Origin of the sequence: Streptomyces roseoverticillatus, from assembly GCF_000719265.1 — a bacterium.
In the GTDB taxonomy this organism is placed as follows: domain Bacteria; phylum Actinomycetota; class Actinomycetes; order Streptomycetales; family Streptomycetaceae; genus Streptomyces; species Streptomyces roseoverticillatus.
In genome coordinates this window covers 83,403-109,619 of the sequence record NZ_JOFL01000003.1, presented here as the reverse complement: position 1 = coordinate 109,619, position 26,217 = coordinate 83,403, and the positions used below count along the sequence as shown (strand labels likewise).

At 72.5% G+C, this 26,217-nt stretch carries 24 protein-coding genes; 10 read left to right on the top strand and 14 right to left on the bottom strand.

Translation table 11 applies throughout. The annotated features are described in order from the left end of the window. Window positions 1-897 (bottom strand): alkaline phosphatase family protein, encoded by an 897-nt coding sequence (locus IF61_RS0104320; protein WP_078659956.1) that lies wholly within the window; start codon window positions 895-897, stop codon window positions 1-3. A gap of 139 nt (window positions 898-1,036) precedes the next feature. On the opposite strand from IF61_RS0104320, the gene IF61_RS0104315 reads away from it, so the two are divergent. After that, window positions 1,037-1,579 carry an MOSC domain-containing protein gene (locus tag IF61_RS0104315; RefSeq protein ID WP_245684393.1) on the top strand — a complete coding sequence of 181 codons (543 nt, stop codon included), beginning with the start codon at window positions 1,037-1,039 and terminating at the stop codon, window positions 1,577-1,579. Between the two features lie 19 nt (window positions 1,580-1,598). Here IF61_RS0104315 and IF61_RS0104310 read toward each other — a convergent pair whose 3' ends face one another. Further along, the gene (locus tag IF61_RS0104310; protein WP_052392415.1) at window positions 1,599-1,862 is read right to left on the bottom strand and encodes a hypothetical protein; all 264 of its coding nucleotides are present in this window, start codon (window positions 1,860-1,862) and stop codon (window positions 1,599-1,601) included. A gap of 125 nt (window positions 1,863-1,987) precedes the next feature. On the opposite strand from IF61_RS0104310, the gene IF61_RS0104305 reads away from it, so the two are divergent. Beyond that, window positions 1,988-2,974 (top strand): oxygenase MpaB family protein, encoded by a 987-nt coding sequence (locus tag IF61_RS0104305; RefSeq protein ID WP_078659955.1) that lies wholly within the window; start codon window positions 1,988-1,990, stop codon window positions 2,972-2,974. Here the strand turns inward: IF61_RS0104305 and IF61_RS0104300 are convergent. After that, complete coding sequence (locus tag IF61_RS0104300; protein WP_030364867.1) at window positions 2,957-3,484, bottom strand: PadR family transcriptional regulator; 528 nt, start codon at window positions 3,482-3,484, stop codon at window positions 2,957-2,959. The genes IF61_RS0104305 and IF61_RS0104300 overlap by 18 nt on opposite strands. Before the next feature lie 101 nt (window positions 3,485-3,585). On the opposite strand from IF61_RS0104300, the gene IF61_RS0104295 reads away from it, so the two are divergent. Continuing rightward, complete coding sequence (locus IF61_RS0104295; RefSeq protein WP_030364866.1) at window positions 3,586-4,356, top strand: alpha/beta fold hydrolase; 771 nt, start codon at window positions 3,586-3,588, stop codon at window positions 4,354-4,356. Window positions 4,357-4,383: 27 nt separating this feature from the next. Here IF61_RS0104295 and IF61_RS0104290 read toward each other — a convergent pair whose 3' ends face one another. Continuing rightward, window positions 4,384-5,037 (bottom strand): class I SAM-dependent methyltransferase, encoded by a 654-nt coding sequence (locus IF61_RS0104290; RefSeq protein ID WP_052392383.1) that lies wholly within the window; start codon window positions 5,035-5,037, stop codon window positions 4,384-4,386. A gap of 125 nt (window positions 5,038-5,162) precedes the next feature. Between IF61_RS0104290 and IF61_RS0104285 the strand changes: the two genes are divergently transcribed. Beyond that, window positions 5,163-5,585: a roadblock/LC7 domain-containing protein gene (locus IF61_RS0104285; protein WP_030364864.1), complete on the top strand. Its 423-nt coding sequence runs from the start codon at window positions 5,163-5,165 to the stop codon at window positions 5,583-5,585. An 89-nt stretch (window positions 5,586-5,674) separates the two neighbouring features. Next, window positions 5,675-6,625 (top strand): DUF6397 family protein, encoded by a 951-nt coding sequence (locus IF61_RS0104280; protein ID WP_052392382.1) that lies wholly within the window; start codon window positions 5,675-5,677, stop codon window positions 6,623-6,625. A gap of 30 nt (window positions 6,626-6,655) precedes the next feature. Here IF61_RS0104280 and IF61_RS0104275 read toward each other — a convergent pair whose 3' ends face one another. After that, entirely contained in the window at window positions 6,656-7,519 is an 864-nt protein-coding gene (locus IF61_RS0104275; protein ID WP_030364862.1) for an acyl-CoA thioesterase, read from the bottom strand. Window positions 7,520-7,568: 49 nt separating this feature from the next. Further along, window positions 7,569-10,082, bottom strand: a complete 2,514-nt coding sequence (locus IF61_RS0104270) for a DEAD/DEAH box helicase (protein WP_030364861.1) — start codon at window positions 10,080-10,082, stop codon at window positions 7,569-7,571. A gap of 135 nt (window positions 10,083-10,217) precedes the next feature. Here IF61_RS0104270 and IF61_RS0104265 point away from each other — a divergent pair, with 135 nt between their 5' ends. Next, window positions 10,218-11,009, top strand: coding sequence for a metal-dependent hydrolase (locus IF61_RS0104265; protein ID WP_030364860.1), 792 nt, complete (start codon window positions 10,218-10,220; stop codon window positions 11,007-11,009). Between the two features lie 30 nt (window positions 11,010-11,039). Here IF61_RS0104265 and IF61_RS0104260 read toward each other — a convergent pair whose 3' ends face one another. After that, window positions 11,040-12,821 carry an ABC transporter ATP-binding protein gene (locus IF61_RS0104260; protein ID WP_030364859.1) on the bottom strand — a complete coding sequence of 594 codons (1,782 nt, stop codon included), beginning with the start codon at window positions 12,819-12,821 and terminating at the stop codon, window positions 11,040-11,042. After that, window positions 12,818-14,641 (bottom strand): ABC transporter transmembrane domain-containing protein, encoded by a 1,824-nt coding sequence (locus tag IF61_RS0104255; RefSeq protein WP_030364858.1) that lies wholly within the window; start codon window positions 14,639-14,641, stop codon window positions 12,818-12,820. The genes IF61_RS0104260 and IF61_RS0104255 overlap by 4 nt, the downstream gene beginning before the upstream one ends. Window positions 14,642-14,791: 150 nt before the next feature. Here IF61_RS0104255 and IF61_RS0104250 point away from each other — a divergent pair, with 150 nt between their 5' ends. After that, window positions 14,792-16,408 (top strand): peptide-N4-asparagine amidase, encoded by a 1,617-nt coding sequence (locus IF61_RS0104250; protein WP_030364857.1) that lies wholly within the window; start codon window positions 14,792-14,794, stop codon window positions 16,406-16,408. A 69-nt stretch (window positions 16,409-16,477) separates the two neighbouring features. On the opposite strand, the gene IF61_RS0104245 is transcribed toward IF61_RS0104250, so the two are convergent. Continuing rightward, on the bottom strand, window positions 16,478-16,918 hold the full coding sequence (locus IF61_RS0104245) for a MarR family winged helix-turn-helix transcriptional regulator (RefSeq protein WP_030364856.1): 441 nt from the start codon (window positions 16,916-16,918) through the stop codon (window positions 16,478-16,480). Window positions 16,919-17,014: 96 nt separating this feature from the next. Here IF61_RS0104245 and IF61_RS0104240 point away from each other — a divergent pair, with 96 nt between their 5' ends. Both IF61_RS0104240 and IF61_RS0104235 read left to right on the top strand, forming a co-directional pair. Continuing rightward, window positions 17,015-18,832 carry an ABC transporter ATP-binding protein gene (locus IF61_RS0104240; RefSeq protein WP_030364855.1) on the top strand — a complete coding sequence of 606 codons (1,818 nt, stop codon included), beginning with the start codon at window positions 17,015-17,017 and terminating at the stop codon, window positions 18,830-18,832. Between the two features lie 132 nt (window positions 18,833-18,964). Continuing rightward, complete coding sequence (locus IF61_RS0104235) at window positions 18,965-20,281, top strand: MFS transporter (RefSeq protein ID WP_030364854.1); 1,317 nt, start codon at window positions 18,965-18,967, stop codon at window positions 20,279-20,281. Here the strand turns inward: IF61_RS0104235 and IF61_RS0104230 are convergent. From IF61_RS0104230 to IF61_RS0104210, 5 genes are all read right to left on the bottom strand, one after another. Beyond that, window positions 20,278-21,474, bottom strand: coding sequence for a CaiB/BaiF CoA transferase family protein (locus IF61_RS0104230; protein ID WP_245684392.1), 1,197 nt, complete (start codon window positions 21,472-21,474; stop codon window positions 20,278-20,280). The genes IF61_RS0104235 and IF61_RS0104230 overlap by 4 nt on opposite strands. Before the next feature lie 100 nt (window positions 21,475-21,574). Then, complete coding sequence (locus IF61_RS0104225; RefSeq protein ID WP_030364852.1) at window positions 21,575-22,243, bottom strand: LutC/YkgG family protein; 669 nt, start codon at window positions 22,241-22,243, stop codon at window positions 21,575-21,577. After that, window positions 22,240-23,727 (bottom strand): lactate utilization protein B, encoded by a 1,488-nt coding sequence (locus tag IF61_RS0104220; protein ID WP_030364851.1) that lies wholly within the window; start codon window positions 23,725-23,727, stop codon window positions 22,240-22,242. Before IF61_RS0104220 ends, IF61_RS0104225 begins: the two co-directional genes overlap by 4 nt. After that, window positions 23,724-24,512: a (Fe-S)-binding protein gene (locus IF61_RS0104215; protein WP_030364850.1), complete on the bottom strand. Its 789-nt coding sequence runs from the start codon at window positions 24,510-24,512 to the stop codon at window positions 23,724-23,726. The genes IF61_RS0104220 and IF61_RS0104215 overlap by 4 nt, the downstream gene beginning before the upstream one ends. 85 nt (window positions 24,513-24,597) lie before the next feature. Further along, on the bottom strand, window positions 24,598-25,692 hold the full coding sequence (locus IF61_RS0104210; protein WP_030364849.1) for an FAD-dependent oxidoreductase: 1,095 nt from the start codon (window positions 25,690-25,692) through the stop codon (window positions 24,598-24,600). Between the two features lie 54 nt (window positions 25,693-25,746). Between IF61_RS0104210 and IF61_RS0104205 the strand changes: the two genes are divergently transcribed. Continuing rightward, entirely contained in the window at window positions 25,747-26,178 is a 432-nt protein-coding gene (locus IF61_RS0104205; protein WP_030364848.1) for a YjbQ family protein, read from the top strand. Window positions 26,179-26,217 lie beyond the last annotated feature (39 nt).

Here is a 26,217-nt window from a genome sequence, read left to right as displayed (position 1 = left end):
TCAGCTGTTCCAGATGCCGGTGACGTCGCGCGCGCTCGCCGCCCTGCCGGCGTGCGCGGTGCCGTACATGTCCTCGATGGTGCGCAGGACGTCGTAGTGGTTGTAGGTGGTGCCGGACGTGGACCCCGGCTTGACGGGCTGTCCGTACAGGACGGTCGGGATGCGGTTGCCGCTGAGCCTGTTGTCCTCGTCGAAGGTGATGAGGAGCAGGCTGTTGTGGGCCTTGGCCCAGTCCGCATAGCCCTTGAGGTTGTTCTTCAGCCAGGTGTCGCCCGTGCCGACGGAGCAGTCGTGCATGTCGCTGCAGAGGTCCGGCACGACGAACGAGACGGTCGGCAGCTTGGCGTAGTCACCGGGGAAGGCGCCCATCGTGTGCGCGGTGGCGGTGGGCACGTTGCTGAAGCCGAACCAGGGGTTGTGCTTCTGTGCGTACTTTCCGCTCTTGCAGGTGGTGGACCCCTCGGCGGGCAGGGATTCGTTGTAGCTCGCCCAGGTCCTGCCCGCGGCGGTCAGTTCGGAGGCGAGGTTGGGAGCGTCGCTGAAGCCGGGGGTGACGCAGCTGTCGTCCGTGACGTCCTGGGTGTCGCCCGAGAAGAGGGCGTAGTAGTTGGGCTGGCTGGGGTGCGTCTCGGCGTAGGAGGCCGTCAGGCCGGCCCCGCCCGAGACGAGCGAGTTGATATAGGGGGCGCCCGCGTTCCCGATGACCTGGTCGTAGGCGTGGTTCTCGAAGACCACGACCACTACGTGGTCGGGAGTGGGGACGGCCGCTGCCGCGGTGGAGTCCGGGACCCACAGGCCGAGGGAGGCGGCGGCGAGCCCGAGGGCCGTGCCCAGGGCGCCGAGATGGCGGCGGCGCAGCCGGCGCGGTCCGCGGGGGTGGCTGGTGGCGGGGGACATACGGGCAATGTAGGACGGTGTGCATGTCATGTACACGCCTTCAAGGTGACGGCTTCGGGAACTGTCGGTGCCACCGGTTAGGCTCGAAGTCCGGCTGACATACGCACAGGCGTGCGTGACCGAGGGGGGAGGGCCTGCCGTGGCGGGGACAGTGACGGCCGTGTGCCGCAGTGGTGAGCACACGTTCAGCAAGCCGGTGGGCGAGAGCATCACGCTGCTGGCGGGCCTGGGGGTGGAGGGGGACGCCCATCTCGGCGTGACCGTCCAGCACCGCTCGCGGGTCGCACAGGACCCCACTCAGCCCAACCTCCGTCAGGTGCACCTGATCCACGAGGAGCTGTTCGCGGAGGTCGCCGGCGCGGGCTTCGCGGTCCGGCCGGGCGACCTGGGGGAGAACGTCACGACCAGCGGGATCGACCTGCTCGGGCTGCCGCGCGGCACCCGTCTGCACCTCGGTGACCGGGCCGTGGTCGAGGTGACGGGGCTGCGGAACCCGTGCCTGCAGATCGACGGCTTCCGCAAGGGGCTGCTCAAGCACGTCGTCGGCCGGGACGAGAGCGGGGCGGTCGTCCGCAAGGGCGGCGTCATGGGCGTCGTGCTCGAAGGCGGCGAGGTCCGGCCGGGAGACCTCATACGCGCAGAGCTGCCCGACGGGCCGCACGTCCCGCTCGACCGCGTCTGAGCCGCGGCCGGCCCGCGGCTCAGGCGACCGGCAGGTTGAGCAGCTTGCGCGCCATGTGCTGCGGCGTCTCGTCGTGTTCCCGGGCGAGCGCGACGACCGCCCGGCACGCGAGCTCGTTCACGCCGAAGCAGAGCGCCTCGGGGGAGACCCAGCGGGCCGCCTCGGCGCTTCTCTCGTGGTCGTCCTCGGCGCAGGCCGCCACATAAGTGGCGGCCGCCTCGAAGAGATTGCGCTGCCGCCGGACCGGTGGCAGGGGCTCCGGTGGCTGCCGGCCCTCCTCGATGCGCTTGCGGAGCTTGCCGAACACCGATCCTCACCTGCCTCCGCGAGCGTTCCGTGCCGTGGTCGTTCAAGTGTGCCCGCCGCCCGTAGAGTTGAACCGCCGACGAACGAAGGGGCGACTGCCGCGTGAAGCGTTACGACCGGCTCAAGGAGATCCGGAGGCTGGACCCCGAACGGGACTTCCTCAGGATCTACCGGATCACGGCGACCCTGGAGTTCCCCTGGGACATCACCCGCGCTTTGGAGCTCGCCCTCTACAGGACCTATGCGGTGCCCAGCATCGGCCGCCTGCTGGCCGGAACGGGGGAGTTCTCCGGCCGCCCGCAGAAGCGCTACGACGACACGGCCCTGCTGCTCGACACCGTCGTGGAGCACGGATTCGACAGCGAGAGCGGCCGGACCGCGATCCGCCGAATCAACCAGATGCACCGCAGCTATGACATCAGCAACGACGACATGCGCTACGTCCTGTGCACCTTCGTCGTCGTCCCGCGGAGGTGGGTGGACGCGTACGGCTGGCGAAGGCTCTCCGCCCATGAGCGGCACGCGCTCGCCGTGTACTACCGCACGCTGGGCAAGCACATGGGAATCCAGGACATCCCCGGCTCCTACGACGAGTTCGAGCGCTGCCTGGAGGACTACGAGGCCGAGCACTTCGGCTGGGACGAGGGCGGCCGGCGGGTGTCCGACGCGACGCTCGGCCTGATGGCCTCCTGGTACCCGCGTCCGCTCGCCCCGCTCGTGCGCGGCGCGAGCATGGCCCTGCTCGACGACTCCCTGCTGCGCGCGTTCCGCTACGAGCAGCCCCACCCCGCCACCCGGGCACTGGTCCGGGGCGCCCTGCGGGCCCGGGGCAGGGCCGTACGCCTGCTCCCGCCGCGCCGCACTCCTCACTACACGCGCCAGAACCCCGAGATCAAGGGCTATCCCGACGGCTACGTCGTCGCGGAGCTGGGCACGTTCCCCGCCGGCCGCACGGGCGCGGTCTGCCCCGTGCCGCACGGACGGCCCGCCACGGACCCCGCGACCGCCGGAACCGCCGGGACCGGTGCTGCCGGTGCCGCCGGTGCCGCTCCCGGCCCGGCGGGGAGCGGCTCAGACGCCGCGGAGTGAGCCGATCGTCTCGCGCAGCCAGGTCAGTTCCGCGCGGCTGGTCGCGCGGGCGATGGTGAGGACTCCGCGCCGGAAGGGATCCTCGATCTCCTCGGCCCGCAACGGCCGGTCGCCGGCGTAGAAGAAGCTCGCCGGCTGCTGGAGGAAGGCGAGCCGCCGTTCCAGCACGACGGCCTGCCCCGCCGGTTCACCGAGGTGCCGCAGGAACGCGAGCACCGTGAACCAGCGGTTCTCGTCCGTGATGTCGCTCTCGGCCGGTTCCGCCAGCCGGTGGCGCAGCTCCTCGCGGCCGTGCGCCGTGAGGCTCAGCACGTGCCGGGGGGCGGCTCCGCAGCCGGGCCGGGTCTCGCGGGCCAGCAGCCCCGCCGACTCCAGCCGCTTGATCGCCGGATACAGCGACCCCTCCGCCACGGGCTTGACGTGCCCGGTGAGCGCGGCGATGCGTTTGCGCAGCTCGTATCCGTGCAGCGAAGCGTCGTAGAGGAAACCGAGGATGGCGAGTTCGAGCATGGCGGTATTCAACCCGACAGCCGCTGTACATCGCTATGGCGGTACATCGTGATCGATGTATGGTGATGATCCAGTACGGAATCGCTGGAGGGGAGAAGGGCATGCGACAGGCGGAGTTCGGATCCACGGGGGCCTGTGTGCGATGGACCGAGGCCGCCGGAGGCGGCCCGGCGCGGGTCTACCTCCACGGTCTGGGATCGGCCTCGGCCGTCTACCACGCGCACATCGCGGCCGCCTCTGCGCTCGCCGACCGGCGTTCGCTCTTCATCGACCTGCCGGGACACGGCATCAGCGACCGCCCTCTGGACTTCGGCTACACGCTGGAGGAGCACGCCGACGCCGTGGCCGCGGCCCTGCACTCGGCCGGGGTCACGGGGGCCGAGGTCGTGGGCCACAGCATGGGCGGAGCGGTCGCCATCGTGCTCGCGGCGCGGCGGCCCGAACTGGTCTCGAGCCTCGTCCTCGCCGAGGCGAACCTGGACCCCGACCCGCCCCGCACGGCCGGCAGCAGCGGCATCGCCTCCTACACGGAGGAGGGCTTCGTCCACGGCGGCGGCTTCACGGAGACGCTGCAGCGGGTGGGCCCGCTCTGGCGCGCGACGATGCGGCTGGCCGACCCCACCGCGCTCCACCGCAGCGCGGTCGGCCTGGTGCGGGGGACCCGGCCGACGATGCGCCGCATGCTGCAGGAACTGGCCATTCCGCGGACGTATCTGATGGGTGAGCTGAGCGGCGAACTCCCGGGCCGCGAGGGGCTGGAGGCCTCGGGCGTGGTCGTGGAGACCGTGCCCGGTGCCGGGCACAACATGATGTTCGACAACCCCGCCGCCTTTGTGGAGGCGGTCGCCGGGCAGTCCCTGCTGTCCTCGTAGGCCCTCCTCCGCCGCCCGCTCAGCCGCTCAGCCCCGGACCGCACCGTTTTGCGCAGGGCGGTCCGGGCGGCTCGCGAGCGCCAGGAACCGCGTGTCCTCGTCCGTGTACGAGTCGAGGCGCCAGCCGCCGCGCGCCAGTAGAGGGCGCAAATTGGGCTCCGCGCGCTCGTCGTCGGGCGTCACCCGGCGGCCGTGGCGAGCGGCGAGCGCGGCCCGTCCGACGGGGTGGAAGAGCGCGAGCCGCCCGCCGGGCCGTACGACGCGGGCCAGCTCGGACAGGCCCTCCACCAGGTCCGCCAGGTGCGAGACGAGCCCCGCGGCGAAGACGGCGTCGAGTGAACCGTCGCGCAGCGGGAGCCTGGTGACATCGGCCAGCAGTAGCCCGCCGGCCTGTTGCCGGCCGGCCCGCACGGCTGCCTCCAGCATCGCGGGCGTGAGGTCCGCCCCGAGCACGACGCCCTGCGGGCCGACGGCCGCACGCAGCGCCGGCAGCGCCCGGCCGGTGCCGCACCCCGCATCCAGGACCACATCGCCCCGCCGCAGCCCGAGATCGGCGACGGCGGCGTCGTAGGCCGGCCCGTCGTCGGGGAACCGGGCGTCCCAGTCGCGCGCCCGCACGCTGAAGAACTCCTGCACGTGGGCGGGATCGCGCCACTGGTCCTTGGTCGTTTCCTGTGCCATGTCCCCATCATGTGCCAACTTGTGCACGGAGGCGTGCCGACGGGCCGGGACGGGTTGCCGACAGCACGCAGGTGAGCAAGGCTTGCACGGCAGTTACGGGGAACAGCGGAACGGGGAGGCGGGACATGGCAGTCGGCAAGGGGCTCGACTGGATGCTGGACGACCTGACCGAGCGCATCGAGCACATACGGCACGCGCTGGTGCTCTCCAACGACGGACTGGTGACGGGGGCCAGCACGAGCCTGCAGCGCGAGGACGCCGAGCACCTGGCCGCCGTCGCGTCGGGGCTGCACAGCCTCGCGAAGGGCACGGGCCGGCAGTTCCGGGCCGGCCGGGTGCGGCAGACGATGGTCGAGTTCGACGAAGGCGTGCTGTTCGTGACGGCTGCGGGCGACGGCAGCTGTCTGTGCGTCCTGGGGGAAGCGGAGGCCGACATCGGCCAGATCGGCTACGAGATGACGCTGCTCGTCAACCGCGTCGGCGAACACCTCGGCGTCGCGGCCCGGCAGCAGAGCGGGGCGGTGGGGGGCCCGGGCAGCGGGAGCTGACGGAAGGTTATCCACAGGCCGGACACGCTGTCGTACTCCACCGCTATCGTCGTCACTGTCAGTGATCGGACGGTGTCGGGGGAGGTTTCATGGCAGTGCAGGAATGCCGGGAGCGGGGGACGGCGGCCACGGTGGCCCGCGGGACGGCGGCGCGTGAGCTGGGTCTGAGGCCCCGCGAATTCGAGCTCGCCGTGCAGCTGGGGCACGTGCGGACGGTGTCCGTCGCCGCCGGCGGCAGACCGCGGGTCGCCCGCGAGGAGATCGAACGGCTCCGGTCCGGCGCGGGATTCCCCGAATCGCTGCGCAACCGGCTGTGGGCCGTGGGCACGGCAGAGGCCGCCCAGCTGATGGGCGTGAGCCCCGCCCGCTTCGCCCGCCTCGCCAGGGCGGGCTGCTTCGCCCCCGTGAGGTTCTACGTCAATCGCTACCGCGCGGTGGTCTGGCACTATCTGGCCGCCGACCTCGTGGAGTTCGCCGACGCCAATCCGGAGCTCCTCACCGGCCGCACGGACCCCGCGCTCCGCATGGAGCTGGAGGAGCGCGACGACCAGCGGGCCCGAAGCTGGCGCGCCCGGCGGCTCGGCCAGCTGACCGTGCTGACGGCGGACCCCTGGGAGCGCGCGGCGGCCGTCGCGGCCGTGCTAGCCCCCGACCAGCTGGCGGACGCCGTGCCCGACCCGTACGAGCGGGCGTACCTGAGCTTGCTGCGCCCGGATCTCGCCGGGATCCGCACGGACTCGGCGGCAGCGCGGGACGTCATCGAGCGGGTGACGCTCGCCGTCGACGCCGGCGAGATCGGGCGCCACCGGGAGCGGCTCGCGCGGGCCCTGGCCACCGCCCGCGCGGACCGGGCGGCGCCGAAGCCCGAGGGTTACGTGCCCGTGCCCCGGCCTGCTGCCGGGCCTGCCCTCGCTCCGGCACCGGAGCTGAAGCGGGGGCCGGAAGGGGACCGGGAGGCGCAGGCAGCAGCGGCACCGGCGGAACCGGCAGCGCCGGCGGGTCTGCGGGGATGGCTCCGCAGACTGCGCCGCATCGCGTGAACGCCTCGGAGGGGCCTGCTCCGGCGGCGCTCAGCCGACCTTGCGGAACAGCCCCTCCTGCATCACCGACACCAGTAGCCGGCCTTCGCGGTCGAAGATCTGACCACGGGCCAGCCCCCGGGCGCCCGTCGCGATCGGTGACTCCTGCTGGTAGAGGAACCACTCGTCGGCGTGGAACGGCCGGTGGAACCACATCGCGTGGTCCAGCGAGGCCATGTCGAAGCCGCGCGGCCCCCACAGCGGCTCCACCGGGATGCGTACGGCGTCGAGGAGCGTCATGTCGCTCGCGTACGTGAGGGCGCACGTGTGCACGAGCGGGTCGTCGCCCAGCGGCCCCAGCGCGCGCATCCACACCGCGCTGCGGGGCTCGGCGTCCGCCAGCTCCTGCGGGCTCCAGCGCAGCCGGTCCACGTAGCGGATGTCGAAGGCCAGCCGGCGCTCCATGTGCCGCAGCGCGCTGGGCAGCTCGCCGAGGTGATCGCGGATCTCGTCGGCGAGCCGCGGCAGCTCCTCCGGAGCAGGTACGTCCGGCATGGCCACCTGGTGCTCGAAGCCCGGTTCGGGCTCGTGGAAGGAGGCGGTGAGATTGAAGATCGTCCGGCCTTGCTGGACGGCCACCACGCGCCGTGTGGTGAAGGAGCGCCCGTCGCGCACGCGCTCCACCTGGTACACGATCGGCACGCCCGGCCGCCCGGGGCGCAGGAAGTACGCGTGCAGCGAGTGGACCGGGCGGTCACCTTCGGTGGTCCGCCCGGCCGCGACCAGCGCCTGCCCGGCCACCTGCCCGCCGAAGACGCGCTGCAGCGACTCGTCGGGACTGCGGCCCCGGAAGATGTTCAGGTCGATCCGCTCCAGGTCGAGCAGACCCACCAGACGGTCGGTCGGTGTGGTCATCGGGCCTCCTTCGCTGCCGGGGCGGGCCGCGTGGGCCGCGCCTCGGAGGCTACAGCTGACCGACCTCCACGACGCGGACCACCGCGCGGCCCTCCTCGTCGGAGGCGGTGAGGTCCACCTCGGCCGTGATGCCCCAGTCGTGGTCGCCATCGGGGTCCGCGAAGGTCTGCCGGACCCGCCACAGCCCGTCCTCCGGCTTCTCCTCGATGCGCAGCAGCTTCGGGCCGCGCGCGTCGGGGCCGGTCCCCAGGTCCTCGTACTCGTCCCAGTAGGCGTCCATGGCCTCGGCCCAGCGGTCCTCGTCCCAGCCGGAGTCGGCGTCCATCTCGCCGAGCTCGCGGACGTTGTCGAGGGCGGCCAGCTCGACCCGGCGGAAGAGCGCGTTGCGCACCAGCACCCGGAAGGCGCGGGCGTTCGCCGTGACCGGCTTGACCTGGTCGGCGCGGTCCTGGGCCTCCTCGGCCGACTCCTCCTCGGGGTTGGCCAGCTGCTCCCACTCGTCCAGCAGGCTGGAGTCGACCTGGCGCACCATCTCGCCCAGCCAGGCGATCAGGTCCTCGAAGTCGTCGGACTTCAGGTCGTCGGGGACGGTGTGGTCCAGAGCCTTGTACGCACCGGCCAGGTAGCGCAGGACGATGCCCTCGGTGCGCGCCAGGTCGTAGAAGGAGGTGAATTCTGTGAAGGTCATGGCCCGCTCGTACATGTCGCGGATGACCGACTTCGGCGAGAGCGGGTGGTCGCCGACCCAGGGGTGGCTCTTGCGGTAGAGCCCGTAGGCGTGGGTCAGCAGCTCGTCCAGCGGCCTGGGGTAGGTCACGTCCATGAGCCGCTCCATGCGGTCCTCGTACTCGACGCCGTCCGCCTTCATCGCGGCGACGGCCTCGCCGCGCGCCTTGTTCTGCTGGGCCGCGAGGATCTGCCGCGGGTCGTCCAGCGTGGACTCGACCACCGAGACCATGTCCAGGGCGTAGGACGGCGACTCCGGGTCCAGGAGCTCGAAGGCGGCGAGCGCGAACGTCGACAGCGGCTGGTTGAGCGCGAAGTCCGACTGCAGGTCCACGGTCAGGCGGACGATGCGGCCCTCGGCGTCGGGCTCGTCGAGCCGCTCGACCACGCCGCCGTCCAGCAGGGAGCGGTAGATCGCGATGGCGCGGCGGATGTGCCGCAGCTGGTTCCTGCGCGGCTCGTGGTTGTCCTCCAGCAGGCGGCGCATCGCGTCGAAGGCGTTGCCCGGGCGTGCGATGACCGCGAGCAGCATGGCGTGGGTGACGCGGAAGCGCGAGGTCAGCTGCTCCGGCTCGGACGCGATGAGCTTCTCGAAGGTGTTCTCGCCCCAGTTGACGAAGCCCTCGGGAGCCTTCTTGCGGACCACCTTGCGCCGCTTCTTGGGGTCGTCGCCGGCCTTCGCCAGCGCCTTCTCGTTCTCGACGACGTGGTCCGGTGCCTGGGCGACGACGAAGCCGGCCGTGTCATAGCCGGCCCGCCCCGCGCGGCCCGCGATCTGGTGGAACTCCCGCGCCCGCAGCGTCCGCACCCGCTGGCCGTCGTACTTGGTGAGCGCGGTGAACAGCACCGTGCGGATCGGCACGTTGACGCCGACGCCGAGGGTGTCCGTGCCGCAGATGACCTTCAGCAGACCGGCCTGCGCGAGCCGTTCCACCAGGCGGCGGTACTTGGGCAGCATGCCCGCGTGGTGCACGCCGATGCCGTGCCGGACGTAGCGCGAGAGATTCCGGCCGAACTTGGTGGTGAAGCGGAAATTGCCGATCAGCTTGGCGATCTCGTCCTTCTCCTCGCGCGAGCACATGTTGATGCTCATCAGCGCCTGCGCCCGTTCCACGGCCGCGGCCTGCGTGAAGTGCACGATGTAGACGGGCGCCTGGTGCGTCTGCAGCAGCTCGGTGAGGGTGTCGGTGAGCGGCGTCGACCGGTACTCGTAGGACAGCGGCACCGGCCGGGTCGCCGAGCGGACCACGGCGGTGGGGCGCCCCGTACGCCGGGTCAGGTCCTCCTCGAACCGGGACATATCGCCCAGTGTTGCCGACATCAGGATGAACTGCGCCTGGGGCAGTTCCAGCAGCGGGATCTGCCACGCCCAGCCCCGGTCCGGCTCCGCATAGAAGTGGAACTCGTCCATCACGACCTGGCCGATGTCGGCGTCCCTGCCGTCCCGCAGCGCGATGGAGGCGAGCACCTCGGCGGTGCAGCAGATGATGGGCGCGTCGGCGTTGACCGAGGCGTCGCCCGTGAGCATGCCGACGTTCTCCGTGCCGAAGATCTTGCACAGGTCGAAGAACTTCTCCGACACCAGCGCCTTGATGGGCGCGGTGTAGAAGGTCACCTGGTCGTTGGCGAGCGCGGTGAAGTGCGCCCCGGCCGCGACGAGGCTCTTGCCGGAGCCGGTGGGGGTCGAAAGGATCACGTTCGCCCCGGAGACCACCTCGATCAGCGCCTCCTCCTGCGCGGGGTACAGCGAGATGCCCCGCTCCTCGGCCCAGGTCGAGAAGGCTTCGAAGAGGGCATCGGGTTCGGCATGGCTCGGCATCTGATCGATAAGGGTCACCCCTCCATACTGCCTGGCCCCGGACCGGATCAGGGAACCGGCCGGTCCAATGGTGATCATCCGGACGCTACGCTGAGTCGCCGACCCGGCGTCAGAACAGCGGACGCCGTCCGGCACGAGGAAGTGGGAACGACCATGATGGGACCGGCGCACTCGCTCTCGGGAGCGGCCGCCTGGCTGGGAGTGGGGGCCGCGATGGCGGCCGCCGGCGAGCCGATGCCCTGGCCGGTGCTCGTTGTCGGCGCCCTGATCTGCGCCGGAGCGGCACTCGCCCCCGACCTCGACCACAAGTCAGCGACGATATCGCGCGCCTTCGGCCCGGTGTCCCGCGCGCTGTGCGGCGTCATCGACAAGCTGTCGCACTCCGTCTACAAGGCCACCCGCGGGCACGGCGACCCGCGCCGCAACGGCGGCCACCGCACGCTCACCCACACCTGGCTGTGGGCCGTCCTCATAGGCGCCGGCGCCTCGGCACTGGCGGTCACGGGCGGCCGCTGGGCCGTGCTCGGCATCCTCTTCGTCCACCTCGTGCTCGCGGTCGAAGGGCTCCTGTGGCGCGCGGCCCGCACCTCCAGCGACGTCCTGGTGTGGCTCCTCGGGGCCACCAGCGCCTGGATACTGGCCGGCGTCCTGAACGAGCCGGGCAACGGCGCCGGCTGGCTCTTCTCCGGCCCCGGCCAGGAGTACCTGTGGCTGGGCCTGCCCATCGTCCTCGGCGCCCTCGTGCACGACATCGGCGACGCGCTCACCGTCTCCGGCTGCCCGATCCTGTGGCCCATCCCCGTCGGCCGCAAGCGCTGGTACCCGGTCGGACCGCCGAAGGCCATGCGCTTCCGGGCGGGCAGCTGGGTGGAGCTCAAGGTCCTCATGCCGGCGTTCCTCGTGCTCGGCGGCCTGGGCGGGCTCGGGGCCCTGGAGTTCATCTGACCGGGGCACCCCGGCCCGCCCGGCGGGCGGCTACCGGTGCCAGGAGCGCCACAGCGCCGCGTACGTGCCGCCCGCCGCGACCAGCTCGTCGTGGCTGCCCAGCTCGGAGATCCGGCCGTCCTCCGCCACCGCGATCACGTCCGCGTCATGGGCGGTGTGCAGCCGGTGCGCGATGGCCACCACCGTACGGCCCTCCAGGACCGTCGCCAGCGAGCGCTCCAGGTGCCGGGCCGCCCGCGGGTCCAGCAGCGAAGTCGCCTCGTCCAGCACCAGCGTGTGCGGATCGGCGAGCACGAGCCGCGCCAGCGCGACCTGCTGGGCCTGGGCGGGGGTGAGCGCGAGCCCGCCCGAGCCCACCGCGGTGTCCAGGCCGGCCGTGAGCGCCCGGGCCCAGCCGTCGGCGTCCACCGCGCCGAGAGCGGCCCACAGCTCGCTGTCCCCGGCGTCCGTCCGGGCGAGGAGCAGGTTGTCGCGCAGTGACCCCACGAAGACGTGGTGCTCCTGGTTGACCAGGGCCACGTGGCGGCGCACCCGCTCCGCCGGCATCCGCGCGAGCTCCGCGCCGCCGAGCGTCACCGCGCCCGAGCGCGGCGCGTAGATGCCGGCCAGCAGCCGGCCCAGCGTCGACTTCCCCGCGCCGGACGGCCCGACGAGCGCCACCCGGCTCCCCGGCCGGACCGCCAGGGAGACACCGTGCAGGACGTCGTTGCCCGCCAGGTAGCCGAACCGCACCTCGTCGGCCCGCACCTCCCGGCCCTTCGGGTCCGTGCCGTCGTCCGCGTCCCCCGTCCCGATCTCGCGCACCCCCACCAGCCGGGCCAGCGACACCTGCGCGATCTGCAGCTCGTCGTACCAGCGCAGGATCAGGCCGACGGGCTCGACGAGCATCTGCGCGAACAGCGCGCCCGTCGTGAGCTGCCCCACCGACACCCAGCCCCGCAGCACGAAGACACCGCCGATGATCAGCACGGAGCCGAAGACCAGCGAGTGGGTCACGTTGATCACCGGAAAGAGGACCGACCGCAGCCACAGCGTGTACCGCTCCCATTGGGTCCACTCGGCGACCCGCCGGTCGGACAGCGCCACGCGGCGCTCGCCCAGCCGGTGCGCCTCGACGGTCCGCCCGGCGTCAACCGTCTCGGTGAGCGACGCCGCCACGGCCGCGTACCCCGCGGCCTCCGAACGGTAGGCGGCGGGCGCCCGGCGGAAGTACCAGCGGCAGCCGATGACGAGCACCGGCACCGCGACCAGCACGCACAGCGCGAGCGGCGGCGCTGTCACCGCCAGCGCTCCCAGCAGCAGCGCCGCCCACACGAAGCCGATCGCCAGCTGGGGCACGGCCTCGCGCATGGCGTTCGCCAGCCGGTCGATGTCCGTGGTGATCCGCGACAGCAGGTCACCGGTGCCGGCCCGTTCCAGGACGCCCGGCGGCAGCCCCACCGACCGCACGAGGAAGTCCTCGCGCAGGTCCGCCAGGATCTCCTCGCCGAGCACCGACCCACGCAGCCGCACCATGTGCACGAACACGGCCTGCACGGCCAGAGCGACGGCGAACAGCGAGAGCGTGCGCCCCAGGCGGATGTTCTCCGCCCCGGCCGCCAGGTCCTCGACCATCCCGCCCAGCAGATAGGGGCCGGTCATGGAAGCGGTCACGGCGACGGCGTTCACCGTCACCAGCAGCACGAACGCTCTCCGGTGTCTGCGGAGCAGCTCGCGCACGTAGGCCCGGACGGTCGCGGGACCGGCGACCGGGAGCGTGGTCGCCGACTCCGGCGCCGCGGGGTCGTGCGCGGGGGGTGCCACACCGATCATGCCGACTCCTCGATCTGTTCGCTCCGACCGAGCTCGGAGAGCTCCGGGTCCCTCTTCCCTGCCGCCGCCGGCACGGCGTCCGTCTCCCGCGTGACCACGGCGCGGTACGCCGGGTCGTCGCGCAGCAGCCCGCGGTGCGTGCCCACCGCCACGGCCCGGCCCTCCTGCACGAACACCACGCGGTCCGCCCGGTCGAGCAGCAGCGGGCTGGAGGAGAACACCACCGTCGTACGGCCCTGCCGCAGGCCTCTCAGCCCGTCGGCGATCCGCGCCTCCGTGTGCGAGTCGACCGCCGACGTGGGCTCGTCGAGCACCAGCACCTGCGGGTCCGTCACCAGTGACCGGGCGAGCGCCAGCCGTTGCCGCTGCCCTCCCGACAACGAGCGGCCCCGCTCGGTGATCCGGGTCCGCATCGGGTCGCCCGAGGCGTCCGGAGAGGCCTGCGCCAGGGCGGTCAGCACGTCGCCGCACTGCGCCGCGGCCAGTGCGGCTCCGGGCGCTACGGCACCCGAGGCGGGCACGTCCAGCAGCTCGGCGAGCGTCCCCGACAACAGCACCGGGTCCTTGTCCTGGACGAGCACCGCGGTACGGGCCGCCTCCAGCGGCAGATCGTCCAGTGCGACACCGCCGAGCAACGCCGACGGCGCCCCCTCGGAACCGGCCGAGGCATGCCCGCCCAGCCGGTCGGCCAGCCGGCCCGCCAGGTCCGGATCGCCGCACACCACCGCGGTCAGCCGCCCCGCCGGAGCCGACAGCCCGCTCTCCGGGTCGTACAGATCCCCTGCCGGCGCGGATGCGGGCCCTTCACCCGCATCCGCGCCGGCCGTGCGAGCCAAGGACAGCACGCGGGCCGCGCGCGCCGCCGAAGGACGGGAGAAGGAGTACGCCATGGCGATCTCCTCGAACACCCGCAGCGGGAAGAGGAGGAACGTCACCACGCCGTAGACGGTGACCAGTTCGCCGACGCCGACCCGGCCGTCCTCCACCAGCCCGACCCCGTACCCGACCACCGCGATCAGCAGCACCCCCGGCAGCAGCACCTGGACGGCCGCGATCAGCGCCCACATCCGGGCGCTGCGCACGGCTGCCCGGCGCACCTCCTGGGAGGCGCGCCGGTAGCGGTCCAGGAACAGCTCCTCGCCGCCGATGCCGCGCAGCACGCGCAGCCCGGCCACGGTGTCGGAGGCCAGCTCCGTGGCGTAACCCGCCTTCTCCCGCTGCTCGTCGGCACGTTTCGTCGCCGGCGGCAGCAGGGGCAGCACGGCCAGGACCAGCGCCGGCACCGCCAGCGCGATCAGCGTGCCCAGGGCGGGCTGGTAGATCACGAGGGCCACGCACACGGCGAGCGTGGTGAACAGCGCGGAGGCGAAGCGCGAGAGGGCCTCCACGAACCATCCGATCTTCTCGACATCGCCGGTCGACACCGCCACGACCTCTCCGGCGGCGACCTGGCGGGTCAGCGTGGCCCCCAACTCGGCCGTCTTGCGGGCCAGAAGCTGCTGCAGCCGGGCGGCGGCCGTGATCCAGTTGGTGATCGCCGCACGGTGCAGCATGGTGTCGCCCAGCGCTATGAGCGCGCCCAGCAGCAGCATCAGCCCGCCCGCCAGGGCCAGCCGGGCGCCCGAGCGGTCCACCACGGCCTGGACGGCGATGCCGAGGGCTACCGGCAGCGCGGCCACGGCGGCCATGTGCACCACGCCCCACGCCAGGGCCTTGACCTGGCCCGCCGGCTGGTTCCGCCCGAGCCAGAGCAGGAGGCGCGGTCCCGACCTCGCGTCGGGCCGGCCGGGATCGGAGTACGGAAGGTCGCGAATCTGCATGACTTCCCAGGGGGTTGGGCGGGGCGGCAGGAGCTGTGAAAGGTTCGCGCCACTGGAGTGCCGCATTCAACTGGTTTTCACACACTGACGCCGAGTCAGGCCAAAAGGGGCCCTGGCGCACTGCAGTACGAAGCGCTTCACTCCTGCCCCATGAGACGACTGTTCCTCGCAGTGTGCGCCGCGGCCGCCGGCCTGGCGCTGGGAGCGGGCCCCGCCCTGGCCGCGGGCCCGCCGGCCGAGTTCGGCACCGACTGGCACGACCCGGTCACCGCCGGCCCGCCCGTCGCCACGCCGGACACCACGTCCTGCACCGTGACGCTCGCCGACACCGAATTCCGCGACTACACGCCCTACAAGAGCACGTACCTGCCGCCCAAGGGCTGCGGCGACCGCTGGAACAAGGTCGTCCTGCGGCTCGACGGTGCCGTCGCCGGACGGCAGTACGACCGCCTCGGCTACCTGCAGGTCGGTGGGGTGGAAGTTCTGCGCACCTCCACCCCGGAGCCCTCGCCCGAAGGCATCACCTGGCATGTCGAGAAGGACGTCACCCGCTACTCCGCCACCTTCCGGGAGCGGCAGCCCGTCGAGATGCTCATCGGCAACCTGGTGAACGAGACCTACACCGGTGTCATCAAAGTCAAGGCGACCCTGGCCTTCTACGCCGCCGAGGGACGGGCCCGGCCGGCGCAGACGCCTGACAAAGTCCTCACTCTCGACAGCGCGCACAACGTTGGTACGTCCTACGAAGGCATGCTGACCACGCCGCGCAACAGTGAGCGGATCGTGGCGGAGGTGTACGCGACGGGCTCGGGCGGCGGCTGCGAGGAGTTCTGGTACCTGACGGTGCCGGACGCGGCACCGTACTCCTGCAAGGCCAAGGACGGCCCGTACCGCGAGGTCCAGGTGTCCGTGGACGGCAAGCTCGCCGGCATCGCCGCGCCCTTCCCCACGGTATGGACGGGCGGCTGGTCCAACCCCTTCCTGTGGTACGTCATCCCCGGGCCGCGCGCCTTCGACGTGCGGCCCCTGGAGTACGACCTGACGCCGTTCGCCGGGCGGCTCAACGACGGCAAGCCACACCGGATCGCGATCTCGGTGACCGGAGTCCCCGAGGGCCAGAGCGGCTGGAGCACCCCCACCAACGTCCTGGTGTGGCAGGACTCCAGGGCGAACCGCGTCACCGGAGCGCTCACCGCGCACACGACCGGCACGCCTGCGAACAAGGTCGCCTACGAGCCCGGCACCGAGCACACACTGAAGGCCGACGGCGGGCACTCCCTGACGGTCGCGGGCTACGTCGACACCTCGCACGGCAGGGTGGCGACCACGGTGACCCGCAAGGTCGCCGGAGCCTCCACCCACCGCTGGACCGACGGAGAATCGAAGGACGGGCTCCGGGCCCGCTGGACGGACGACGAGAACGTCACCGTGGACGGCCGGGGACCCGCCGTCACGACCAGCGCCCACCGCGTCTACAGCATGGACGGCGAGATCTCCACCGGCTCCGGCGACCGGCTGCGCACCGTGATGACCATGGGCGACCGCTCCGACAGCGTCACGCTCCGCGCAGGGAAGCGGATCGACTGGTCGCGGCTCGACGACACCTACACGGGTGACGCCGCGTACAACCAGAACGTCCCCCGTGAGCGGCGGCACGCGACCGGCGTCTCGCGCGAGCGCTACCGCCTCCTCGGGCCGGGCGCCTGCTACGACCGGACCCTGGCCACCGCCCAGGGCGAACTGACGGAGGACAGCCGGTCCTGCTGACCGGCCTGATCGCCCCCGCCGGGCGGGCGCGAGGCGCTCCCGGGGCGCCGCGCCCGCCCGGTCCGGGCATCAGCGGGAGGGACCCGGGCCCGCCATCAGCTCGTCCAGGAGGCTTCCCAGCTGATCGCGCTGCGCGGCGGAGAGGGGCGCCAGGACGTCTTCCACGGCTGCGCGGCGGGCCTCCCTGAGTTTCCGCAGGATCCGGCGGCCCTCGTCGGTCAGCTCGATCCGGATGACCCGGCGGTTGGACGGATCGGGCACCCGGCGCACCGAGCCGCCGGTCTCCAGGGCGTCGACGAGGGTGGTGACGGCCCGCGGCACGACCTCCAGGCGCTGGGCCAGGTCGGCCATCCGGGGCGGGTGGTCGCAGTGCGCGACGGTGCGCAGCAGCCGGGACTGGGCGGGCGTGATCCCGACCGGGTCCAGATAGCGCTTCTGGGCCCGGTGGAGCCTGCGGGTGAGCCGCAGCAACTGCTCGGCGAGCTGTCCGGACGGGTCGGGGGCGGTCATGATCGCAAGGTTACCAGGACAATGTCTATTGTGAGCTTAGGTAACAGTGAGCTAAGCTCGGCAATCGTCACTGTCGTCTCCGAAATCCAGGAGCTCATGCAACACGACGAACAGCACTGGACCCCACCGCCCGCCGACCCCGAGCAGCCCGCCCAGGTCCGGCGCATCCTCCGGCTCTTCCGCCCCTACCGCGGCCGGCTCGCCCTCGTCGGCCTTCTCGTCGCCGCCTCCTCGCTCGTCTCCGTCGCCTCGCCGTTCATGCTCCGCGAGATCCTCGACACCGCGATCCCCCAGGGGCGCACGGGACTGCTGACCCTCCTCGCGCTCGGCATGATCGTCTCCGCGGTCGTCAACAGCGTCTTCGGCGTCCTGCAGACCTTGCTCTCCACGACGGTCGGCCAGCGCGTCATGCACGACCTGCGGGCCGCTGTCTACGACCGCCTCCAGCGCATGCCGCTCGCGTTCTTCACCCGGACCCGCACCGGCGAGGTGCAGTCCCGCATCGCCAACGACATCGGCGGCATGCAGGCCACCGTCACCTCCACGGCCACCTCGCTCGTCTCCAACCTCACCAGCGTCGTCGCCACGGTGGTCGCGATGCTGGCTCTCGACTGGCGGCTGACCGTCGTCTCGCTGCTCCTGCTGCCGGTGTTCGTCGCCATCAGCCGCCGTGTGGGCCGCGAGCGCAAGAGGATCACGTCGCAGCGCCAGAAGCAGATGGCCGTCATGGCCGCGATGGTCACCGAGTCGCTCTCCGTCAGCGGCATCCTGCTCGGCCGCACGATGGGCCGCGCCGACTCCCTGACCCAGGCCTTCAGCAAGGAGTCCGAGCGGCTCGTCGGCCTCGAAGTGCGGGCGAACATGGCCGGGCGCTGGCGCATGTCGACCATCGGCATCGTCATGGCCGCCATGCCCGCCGTCATCTACTGGGCCGCGGGCATCGCCCTGGAGACGGGCGGCCCGGGCATCTCCACCGGCACGCTGGTGGCCTTCGTCTCCCTGCAGCAGGGCATGTTCCGGCCGGCCGTCAGCCTGCTGTCCACGGGCGTGCAGATGCAGACCTCCATGGCGCTCTTCCAGCGCATCTTCGAATACCTCGACCTGCCGGTGGACATCGCCGAGCCGGAGAAGCCGGTCCGGCTGGAGGAGGTGCGGGGCGAAGTGCGCTTCGAGGACGTCACCTTCGCCTACGACGCGCCGGGCTCGAGCGAGCCCTCGGCCCCCACGCTCAGCGAGATCGGCCTGACCGTGCCGGCGGGCGGCAGCCTCGCCGTCGTCGGGCCGACCGGCTCCGGCAAGAGCACCCTCAGCTATCTCGTCCCCAGGCTCTACGACGTCACCGGCGGCCGCGTCCTGATCGACGGCGTCGACGTCCGCGATCTCGACTTCGACACCCTGGCCAGGGCCGTCGGAGTGGTCTCCCAGGAGACCTACCTCTTCCACGCCTCCGTCGCGGACAACCTCCGCTTCGCCAAGCCCGACGCGACGGACGAGGAGATCAGATCGGCGGCCCGCGCCGCACAGATCCACGACCACATCGACGCCCTCCCCGACGGGTACGACACCCTCGTCGGCGAGCGGGGGTACCGCTTCTCGGGCGGCGAGAAGCAGCGTCTGGCCATCGCCCGCACAATCCTGCGCGACCCTCCCGTCCTCATCCTCGACGAGGCGACCAGCGCCCTGGACACCCGCACCGAACACGCCGTCCAGCAGGCGATCGACGCCCTCTCCGCCGGGCGGACGACGATCACCATCGCGCACCGGCTCTCGACCGTCCGCAACGCCGAAGAGATCATCGTCCTCGACGGAGGGCGGGTCACCGAGCGCGGCACCCATGAGGAACTCCTCGCGGGGGATGGGCACTACGCCGCGCTCGTACGACGGGACGAAGGGCGCGTGACGGCCGACGTGTGAAGGCCGGTCCATGACGGCTGCTCTGTGAAGGCTCCATGAACGGAGTTCGTACGGGTGTGCGGAACCGTTGCCGGGGGGATCCAAAGGATCATGACGCAATCCGAGCCACTGTCCGGACCCGCCGACGGCGGCATGGCCACCCGCGGCGGGACGGGCCGCGAACCATCCAAGCCCCCTTCCCCGCCTCCACCCCGTTCCTCCGTGCGCCAGCTCGCCGCGGCGTCCGTCGGCAACGCCGCGGAGTGGTACGACTGGTACGCCTACTCCTTCCTGGCGGTCTACTTTGCCGACCAGGTCTTCCCCAAAGGCTCCGGCGACTCCCTCGTGCCGCTGCTCTCGGCCTTCGCCGTCTTCGCGGTCGGCTTCTTCATGCGCCCCGTCGGCGGCCTGCTCATGGGGGCGGTCGCCGACCGGCGCGGCAGGCGGGCGGCCCTCACGGTCACCATCCTGCTGATGGGCGCCGGCAGCCTGCTCCTCGCCCTCACCCCCACCTACGCCGCCACGGGCGTCCTCGCCCCACTGGTCCTCGTGGTCGCCCGGCTGGTCCAAGGGCTCTCGGTCGGAGGAGAGTTCGCCGCGTCCACGACGTTCCTCGTGGAATCCGCGGGCCCGGGCCGCAGGGGGCTGTTCTCCAGCTTCCAGTACGTGTCCACCACCATCGGTCAGCTCCTCGCCTCGGGCACGGCCGCCCTGCTCGCCCACCTCCTCACCGAAGGCCAGATGGGGGACTGGGGCTGGCGCGTGCCGTTCCTCGTCGGCGCGCTCATCAGCCTGGCCGGCTTCTGGATCCGGCAGGGTGCCCAGGAGACCCACGACGTGCCGGACAAGACGTCCGAGCGCCCGGCCGTCTTCGAGGCGCTGCGCCGCCATCCTCGGCAGTCCCTGCTGATCTGCGGCATCACCGCCGGCGGCACACTGGCCTACTACACGTGGACCACCTACCTGCCGGCCTACGCCCAGATGAACGCCGGCATCAGCAAGGGCGATGCGCTTGCGGTCGGCACGATCTCGCTGGCCTTCTTCGCCGCGCTGCAGCCCCTCGGCGGACTGCTGTCGGACCGCGTGGGCCGCAAGCCCCTGCTGATCGGCTTCGCAGTGGGGTTCGCCGTCCTGGCCGTCCCCCTGCTGCACGCGATCGGCAGCTCCTTCGCGTCGCTGCTGCTCGTGCAGTGCGCGGGCATGGTGCTGCTCACCGGCTACACCTCGATCGCCGCGGCTGTGAACGCCGAGGTGTTCCCTGCGCGGGTGCGGGCCGCGGGGATCGGCTTTCCCTACTCGCTGACCGTGGCACTCTTCGGAGGCACCGCACCGTACCTCGGCACCTGGTTCAAGGATGCGGGCCACCCGGGGGCGTTCCCCTGGTACGTGGCCGGGCTCTGCCTCGTGTCCGCCTGCGTCTACGTGATCCTCCCGGAGACCGCGAAGCGCCCCCTCGACCGGGCCGGTTAGCCCGCCGGCTTCCGCTCCTCACCGGCGTCGGAGGCCGCCGCTGCAGTGCCGTCCGGTGCGGCGAACTCGGCGCGGACGGCGTCCGTGTGCTCCCCCAGCGCAGGCACCGCCCGCATGGCCGCCTCCCGGCCCCGCACCTCGACCGGGGGGAGCAGTCCGCGCAGCGGACCGGCGGGGGAACCGAACTCGCGCCAGCGGTCGCGTGCCGCGAGCTGCGGATGGGCCGTGAACCCGGCCACCGTCCGCAGCCGGGCGTTCGCGATCCCGGCCCCGTCGAGCAGCGCGGCCACCCCGTCCGCCGTGTGCGGGGCGAACTGCTCCTCGATGACGGCGGTGAGTTCGTCGTCGTGGGACCGGCGCAGCGGATTGTCCGCGAAGCGGGGGTCACGGACCAGCCCGGGCTGCCGCAGCACCTGTTCGCACAGGGCCGTCCACTCCCGGTCGTTCTGCACGCTCAGGAACACCTGCTCGCCGTCGCCGCAGCGGTAGTGCCCGTACGGCGAGATGGACGGGTGGCGCGCCCCGCTGCGGGGGAGCGGAGCGCCGCCGTAGGCCTCCGCGAAGTACGGCTGCCCCATCCACTCCGCGAGCGCGTCGAAGAGCGAGACGGACAGGGCCGTGCCCTCGCCGGTGCGCTCCCGTTCGTAGAGGGCGGTGAGGATGCCGGTGTAGGCGTACATGCCACCCGCGATGTCGGCTATGGAGATGCCGGGGCGGGCCGGGGCGCCGGCGTCCCCGGTGAGCGAGACCAGCCCGGTCTCGCACTGCACGAGCAGGTCGTAGGCCTTCTTGTCGCGGTACGGACCCTCCGCGCCGTATCCCGAGACGTCGCAGGTGATCAGGCGGGGGTGCCGGGCGCGCAGCACGTCGCTGCCGAGGCCCAGCCGTCCCGCCGCGCCGGGGGCCAGGTTCTGGACGAACACGTCGGCGCGGGCGAGGAGCCGGCCGAGCAGGGCGCGGTCCTCCCCGGCCTTGAGGTCGAGGACGACGCTCTCCTTCCCGCGGTTGACCCAGACGAAATAGGCGGAGAGTCCCCTGGTCCTGCGGTCGTAGTCGCGGGCGAAGTCCCCGCGCCCCGGTCTCTCGACCTTGATCACGCGCGCGCCGAGGTCGGCGAGCTGGCGGGTGGCGAACGGGGCGGCCACGGCCTGTTCGAGGGCGACGACCGTGATGTCGTGCAGGGGCAGCTTCAACTCGACTCCTCCCACTAAGCAGTTCATATGGCAGGGGTTGTGGACAACCCGCCGCATCGGCGATCGCATCGGGCGTAGCGTCGCGCCCATGGACAACTGCTCACAGCTCGCGCGGGTCGCCCGTCACGAGGACCACTTCCAGGGTGCGCGGCCCGTGCACGCCCTCGACCCTCTCCAGCTCGATGTCGCTCGTCGCCGACGGGCCCGAGATCCAGGTCAGCGGCCGTGCCGGGGACAGCCGCCGGACGGCCTGCGGGACGGAGTCCACGACCTGGTCGCCGGTCCGCACTACGCAGATGTGGTGGTCCGGCACGAGCGTGAGGCGGCGGCTCCCCTGGTCCGGGCCCGCGTCGAGCACGACCGTCCCGGTCTCGGCGATCGCCAGCGCGCAGCCGGTCACGACACTGTCGACGGAGTCGAGCTCATCGGCCGTCAGATCGGGGGAGTCTACGAGGAGTTCGGCGGGTGCTCCGGCGAGCCAGCCGACCGGAAGCCCTGCCGGTACGGCCACCCGGCGGGCGCCGCGTTCGAGGAACAGACGGGCGAGGAGTGCGGGAAGCCCCGGCGCGTCCGTGCGGTGGACGAGGGCGCGGTAGTCCGCCAGGTTCTCCGCAAGGAGGCCGACGGTCGCGTCGTGCGAGCGCTCGCCGTGCTTCTCCGCGTAGTCGCGCGGCACGGGGTGATCGGCCGGCTGCTCCGACGCCGGCACGTCGCGGAGGGCCCGTCGTACGCGGCCAAGGATCAGTTCCCTGCCGGATTCGCCGGTCAAGAGGTGCCTCCTGTACGGCCGGTTCCGCCTCGGGTGCGGGCCCACCAGTCGCGGAACGACTCGGGCGGGACGTCCGGCAGGTCGCGGGTGTCCGACCAGGCGCGGCCCGGTCCGGGGAGCCGCCGGGGGTGGAGGCCGCGGGTGCGGGCCAGCAGTCGCTGGCCCCGGCGCAGCGCGCGCGGGTGGTCGAACGCCCAGCCCGCGGCCCGCATCACGGCGCGCTCGGCGCCGTGCCGCTTCGCGGGCTTGATGACGGTGCGGGTGCCCCGGACCGTCACCGGGCCGCCTTCCACGACCCTCTCCCGCAGATGGACCAGGATCTCGGGGATGTCGATGGCCACCGGGCACGCCTCGAAGCAGGCGCCGCACAGGGTGGAGGCGAACGGGAGCGATTCCTCCAGGGGCGAGGCGAGGCCGCGGAGCTGGGGCGTGAGCACGGCCCCGATCGGTCCCGGGTACGGCGAGCCGTACGCATGGCCCCCGGCCCGCTCGTACACGGGGCAGACGTTCAGGCAGGCCGAGCAGCGGATGCAGCGCAGCGCGCGGCGGCCGATCGCGTCGGCAAGGGTGTCGGTGCGGCCGTTGTCGAGGAGGACCAGGTGGAAGGCGCGCGGGCCGTCGTCGTCGGTGGTGCCCGTCCACATCGAGGTGTACGGGTTCATGCGCTCCGCCGTCGACGAGCGCGGCAGCAGCTGCAGGAAGATCTCCAGATCGCGCCAGGTGGGCACGACCTTCTCGATGCCGACCACCGAGATCAGGGTTTCCGGGAGGGTGAGGCACATGCGGCCGTTGCCCTCGGACTCGACCACGACGAGCGTGCCGGTCTCCGCCACCGCGAAGTTGGCCCCGGAAACGGCCACCTTCGCCCGGAGGAACTTCTCGCGCAGGTGCAGCCGTGCGGCCTCGGCGAGATCGGCGGGGGCGTCGGTAAGCCCCTCGGGCGCCGGGAGGCCCCAGTCCGCCATGCGGCTGCGGAAGATGTCGCGGATCTCCGACCGGTTGCGGTGGATGGCGGGCACCAGGATGTGCGAGGGCAGGTCGTCGCCGAGCTGCACGATGAGCTCGGCGAGGTCGGTCTCGTACGCGCGGATGCCGGCCGCGGCGAGGGCGCCGTTGAGACCGGTCTCCTGGGTGGCCATCGACTTGACCTTGACGACCTCGCGTTCGCCGGTGGCCAGCACCAGACCGGTGACGATCCGGTTGGCCTCGGCGGCGTCGGCCGCCCAGTGGACGGTGCCGCCGGCCCGGGCCACGGACTCCTCGAGCTGGACGAGGTAGTGGTCCAGGTGGCGCAGGGTCCGGTCCTTGACCGCGGCTCCGGCGGCCCGCAGCCGCTCCCAGTCGTCCAGCTCCGCGACGGCCCGGTCGCGCTTGGCGCGGATGGTGCGGGTGGCGCGGCGGAGGTTGGCGCGGAGCCGGCCGTCCCGCGTTGAGGACTCGGCGGCGCGCGGGAAGGACGGCATCCCCAAGTAGGTGCCGGTCACCGGGCGCCTCCCCTGCGGGCCGTGCCGTGCGGACGCACCGGGTCGTCCTTGGTCCCGGCCAGGATCTCGGCGATGTGCACGGGGCGGACCGGAGAGCCTTCCCGGGCGAGGATCCCGCCGAGGTGCATGAGGCAGGAGTTGTCGACCGTACACAGGGCGCGGGCGCCGGTCGCGGTGACGGCTCGGACCTTGTCGGCGCCCATGGCGGCGGAGACGGCCGGGTTCTTGACGGCGAAGGTGCCGCCGAAGCCGCAGCACTCCTCCGCTCCCGGCAGCTCCCGCAGCTCCAGGCCCTCGACGTGCTCCAGGAGCCGGCGCGGCCGGTTACCGAGGCCGAGCACTCGCAGCCCGTGACAGGTGGGGTGGTAGGTGACGGTGTGCGGGTAGCAGGCGCCCACGTCGGTCACTCCGAGGACGTCGACCAGGAACTCCGTCAGCTCATAGGTCCTGGCCGCCGCCTCGGTCACGGCCTCGGGAACCGCCGCGTCCCGGCCCTCGGCGGCGGCCTTCGCTGCGATCCGGGGGTAGTTGTCGCGGACCATGGCCGCGCAGGACCCGGAAGGGGTGACGATGTAGTCGTGGTCGCGGAAGGCGGCGGCGTAGCGGCGCAGCAGGGGTTCGGTCCGGTGCCGGTAGCCGGTGTTGAACAGCGGCTGGCCGCAGCAGCTCTGTTCCGCTGGGAAGTCCACCTGGACGCCGAGCCGTTCGAGGAGGGTGACGACCGCCCGGCCGGTGCGCGGGTAGAGGGTGTCGTTGACGCAGGTCACGAACAGCCCGACGCGCATGACCCCTCCTCGCTCGCCGGGCGGCGGCCGTCACCGCGCGGCGGATCCCGTCACCGGCGTTCCCGCGGTGATCATCCGGAGGGTCTCATACTGCCGCAGGGACCAGCGGCTGTGAAGAACCGAGCAGTGCGCGGATCTCTCGTACGGCCGCACGGCCCGCCCGGTTGGCCCCGATGGTGCTCGCCGACGGCCCGTAGCCGACGAGGTGGACGCGGGGGTCGCGTGCCGCGCGGGTGCCCTCCAGGCGGATGCCGCCGCCGGGCTCGCGCAGCTTCAGCGGGGCGAGGTGGTCCACGACGGCCCGGAAGCCGGTGGCCCAGAGGATGACGTCGGCGTCGAGGGTGCTGCCGTCGGCCCACGCCACGCCGGTGGGGGTCACGCGGTCGAACACGGGCCGCGGGACCAGCACGCCGGCCGCCCGCGCCCGCTCCATGGCCTCCGTCATGGGCAGCCCGGTCACCGAGACGACGCTCTGCGGCGGCAGCCCCTGGCGCACCCGCTCCTCGACGCGGGCGACCGCGGCGCGGCCCCACTCCTCGTCGAAGGGACCCTCGCGGAAGACCGGCGGCCTGCGCGTGACCCACGTCGTCGCGGCGGCAACCTCGGCGATCTCCAGTAGGTGCTGCACCGCGGAGGTGCCGCCGCCGACCACCACCACGCGCTGCCCGGCGAACGCCTGGGGGCCGGGATAGCGGGCGGTGTGCAGCTGACGGCCGCGGAAGGCCGCCTGGCCGGGGTAGCGGGGCCAGAAGGGCCGGTCCCAGGTGCCGGTCGCGTTGATCAGGGCCCGCGCCGACCACGGGCCGTCGGAGCTCTCGACGGTGAGCCGCCCGTCCTGCCCGTCGCGCACCGCGCGCACGTCGACGGGCCGGTGCACGCGCAGGTCGAAGGCGCGCTCGTAGTCGGCGAAGTAGCCGCCGATCACGGCCGACGACGGCCGGGAGCCGTCCGCACCGGTCAGCTCCATGCCCGGCAGGGCGTGCATGCCGTGCACCTTGCCGTAGGTGAGCGTCGGCCAGCGGAACTGCCAGGCGCCGCCCGGGCGCGGGGAGCGGTCCAGGACGACGAAGTCCCGGTCCGGCTCGTACCCCGCGCGGCGCAGGTGGTAGGCGGCGGACAGTCCCGCCTGCCCGGCGCCGATCACCACGACCTCGGTCTCACGCACCCCAGGATTGTTCATGGTTCTACCAACCCGGAGGAGGGGAGATCTCTTCCCGCGTACGAAAATGGAGCCATGGCAGACACCCATGGCTCCTTCCGCACCCACGTCCTCGACATCGCCACCGGTTCCGCGGAGACGGTGTACGACCTCACGCACGACTGCGAGGCGTTCCTGCGCGAGGCGGCCGCCGGCCGCGACGGGCTGCTCAACGTCTTCGTCCCGCACGCCACGGCAGGCGTGGCCGTCCTGGAGACCGGCTCCGGCAGTGACGAGGACCTGCTGTCCGCCCTCCACGACCTGCTTCCGGCGGACGATCGCTGGCGCCACCGCCACGGCAGCCGCGGCCACGGCCGCGACCACGTGCTCCCCGCCCTCGTGCCCCCGCACGCGACCCTCCCGGTCATCGGCGGGCACCTGGAGCTGGGCACCTGGCAGTCGGTGTGCCTGGTCGACACCAACAGGGACAATCCGGACCGCCAGGTGCGGCTGACGTTCCTCGGCTGAGCCGGCTGAGCCGGCTGAGCCGGCTGAGCCGGCGGGGCC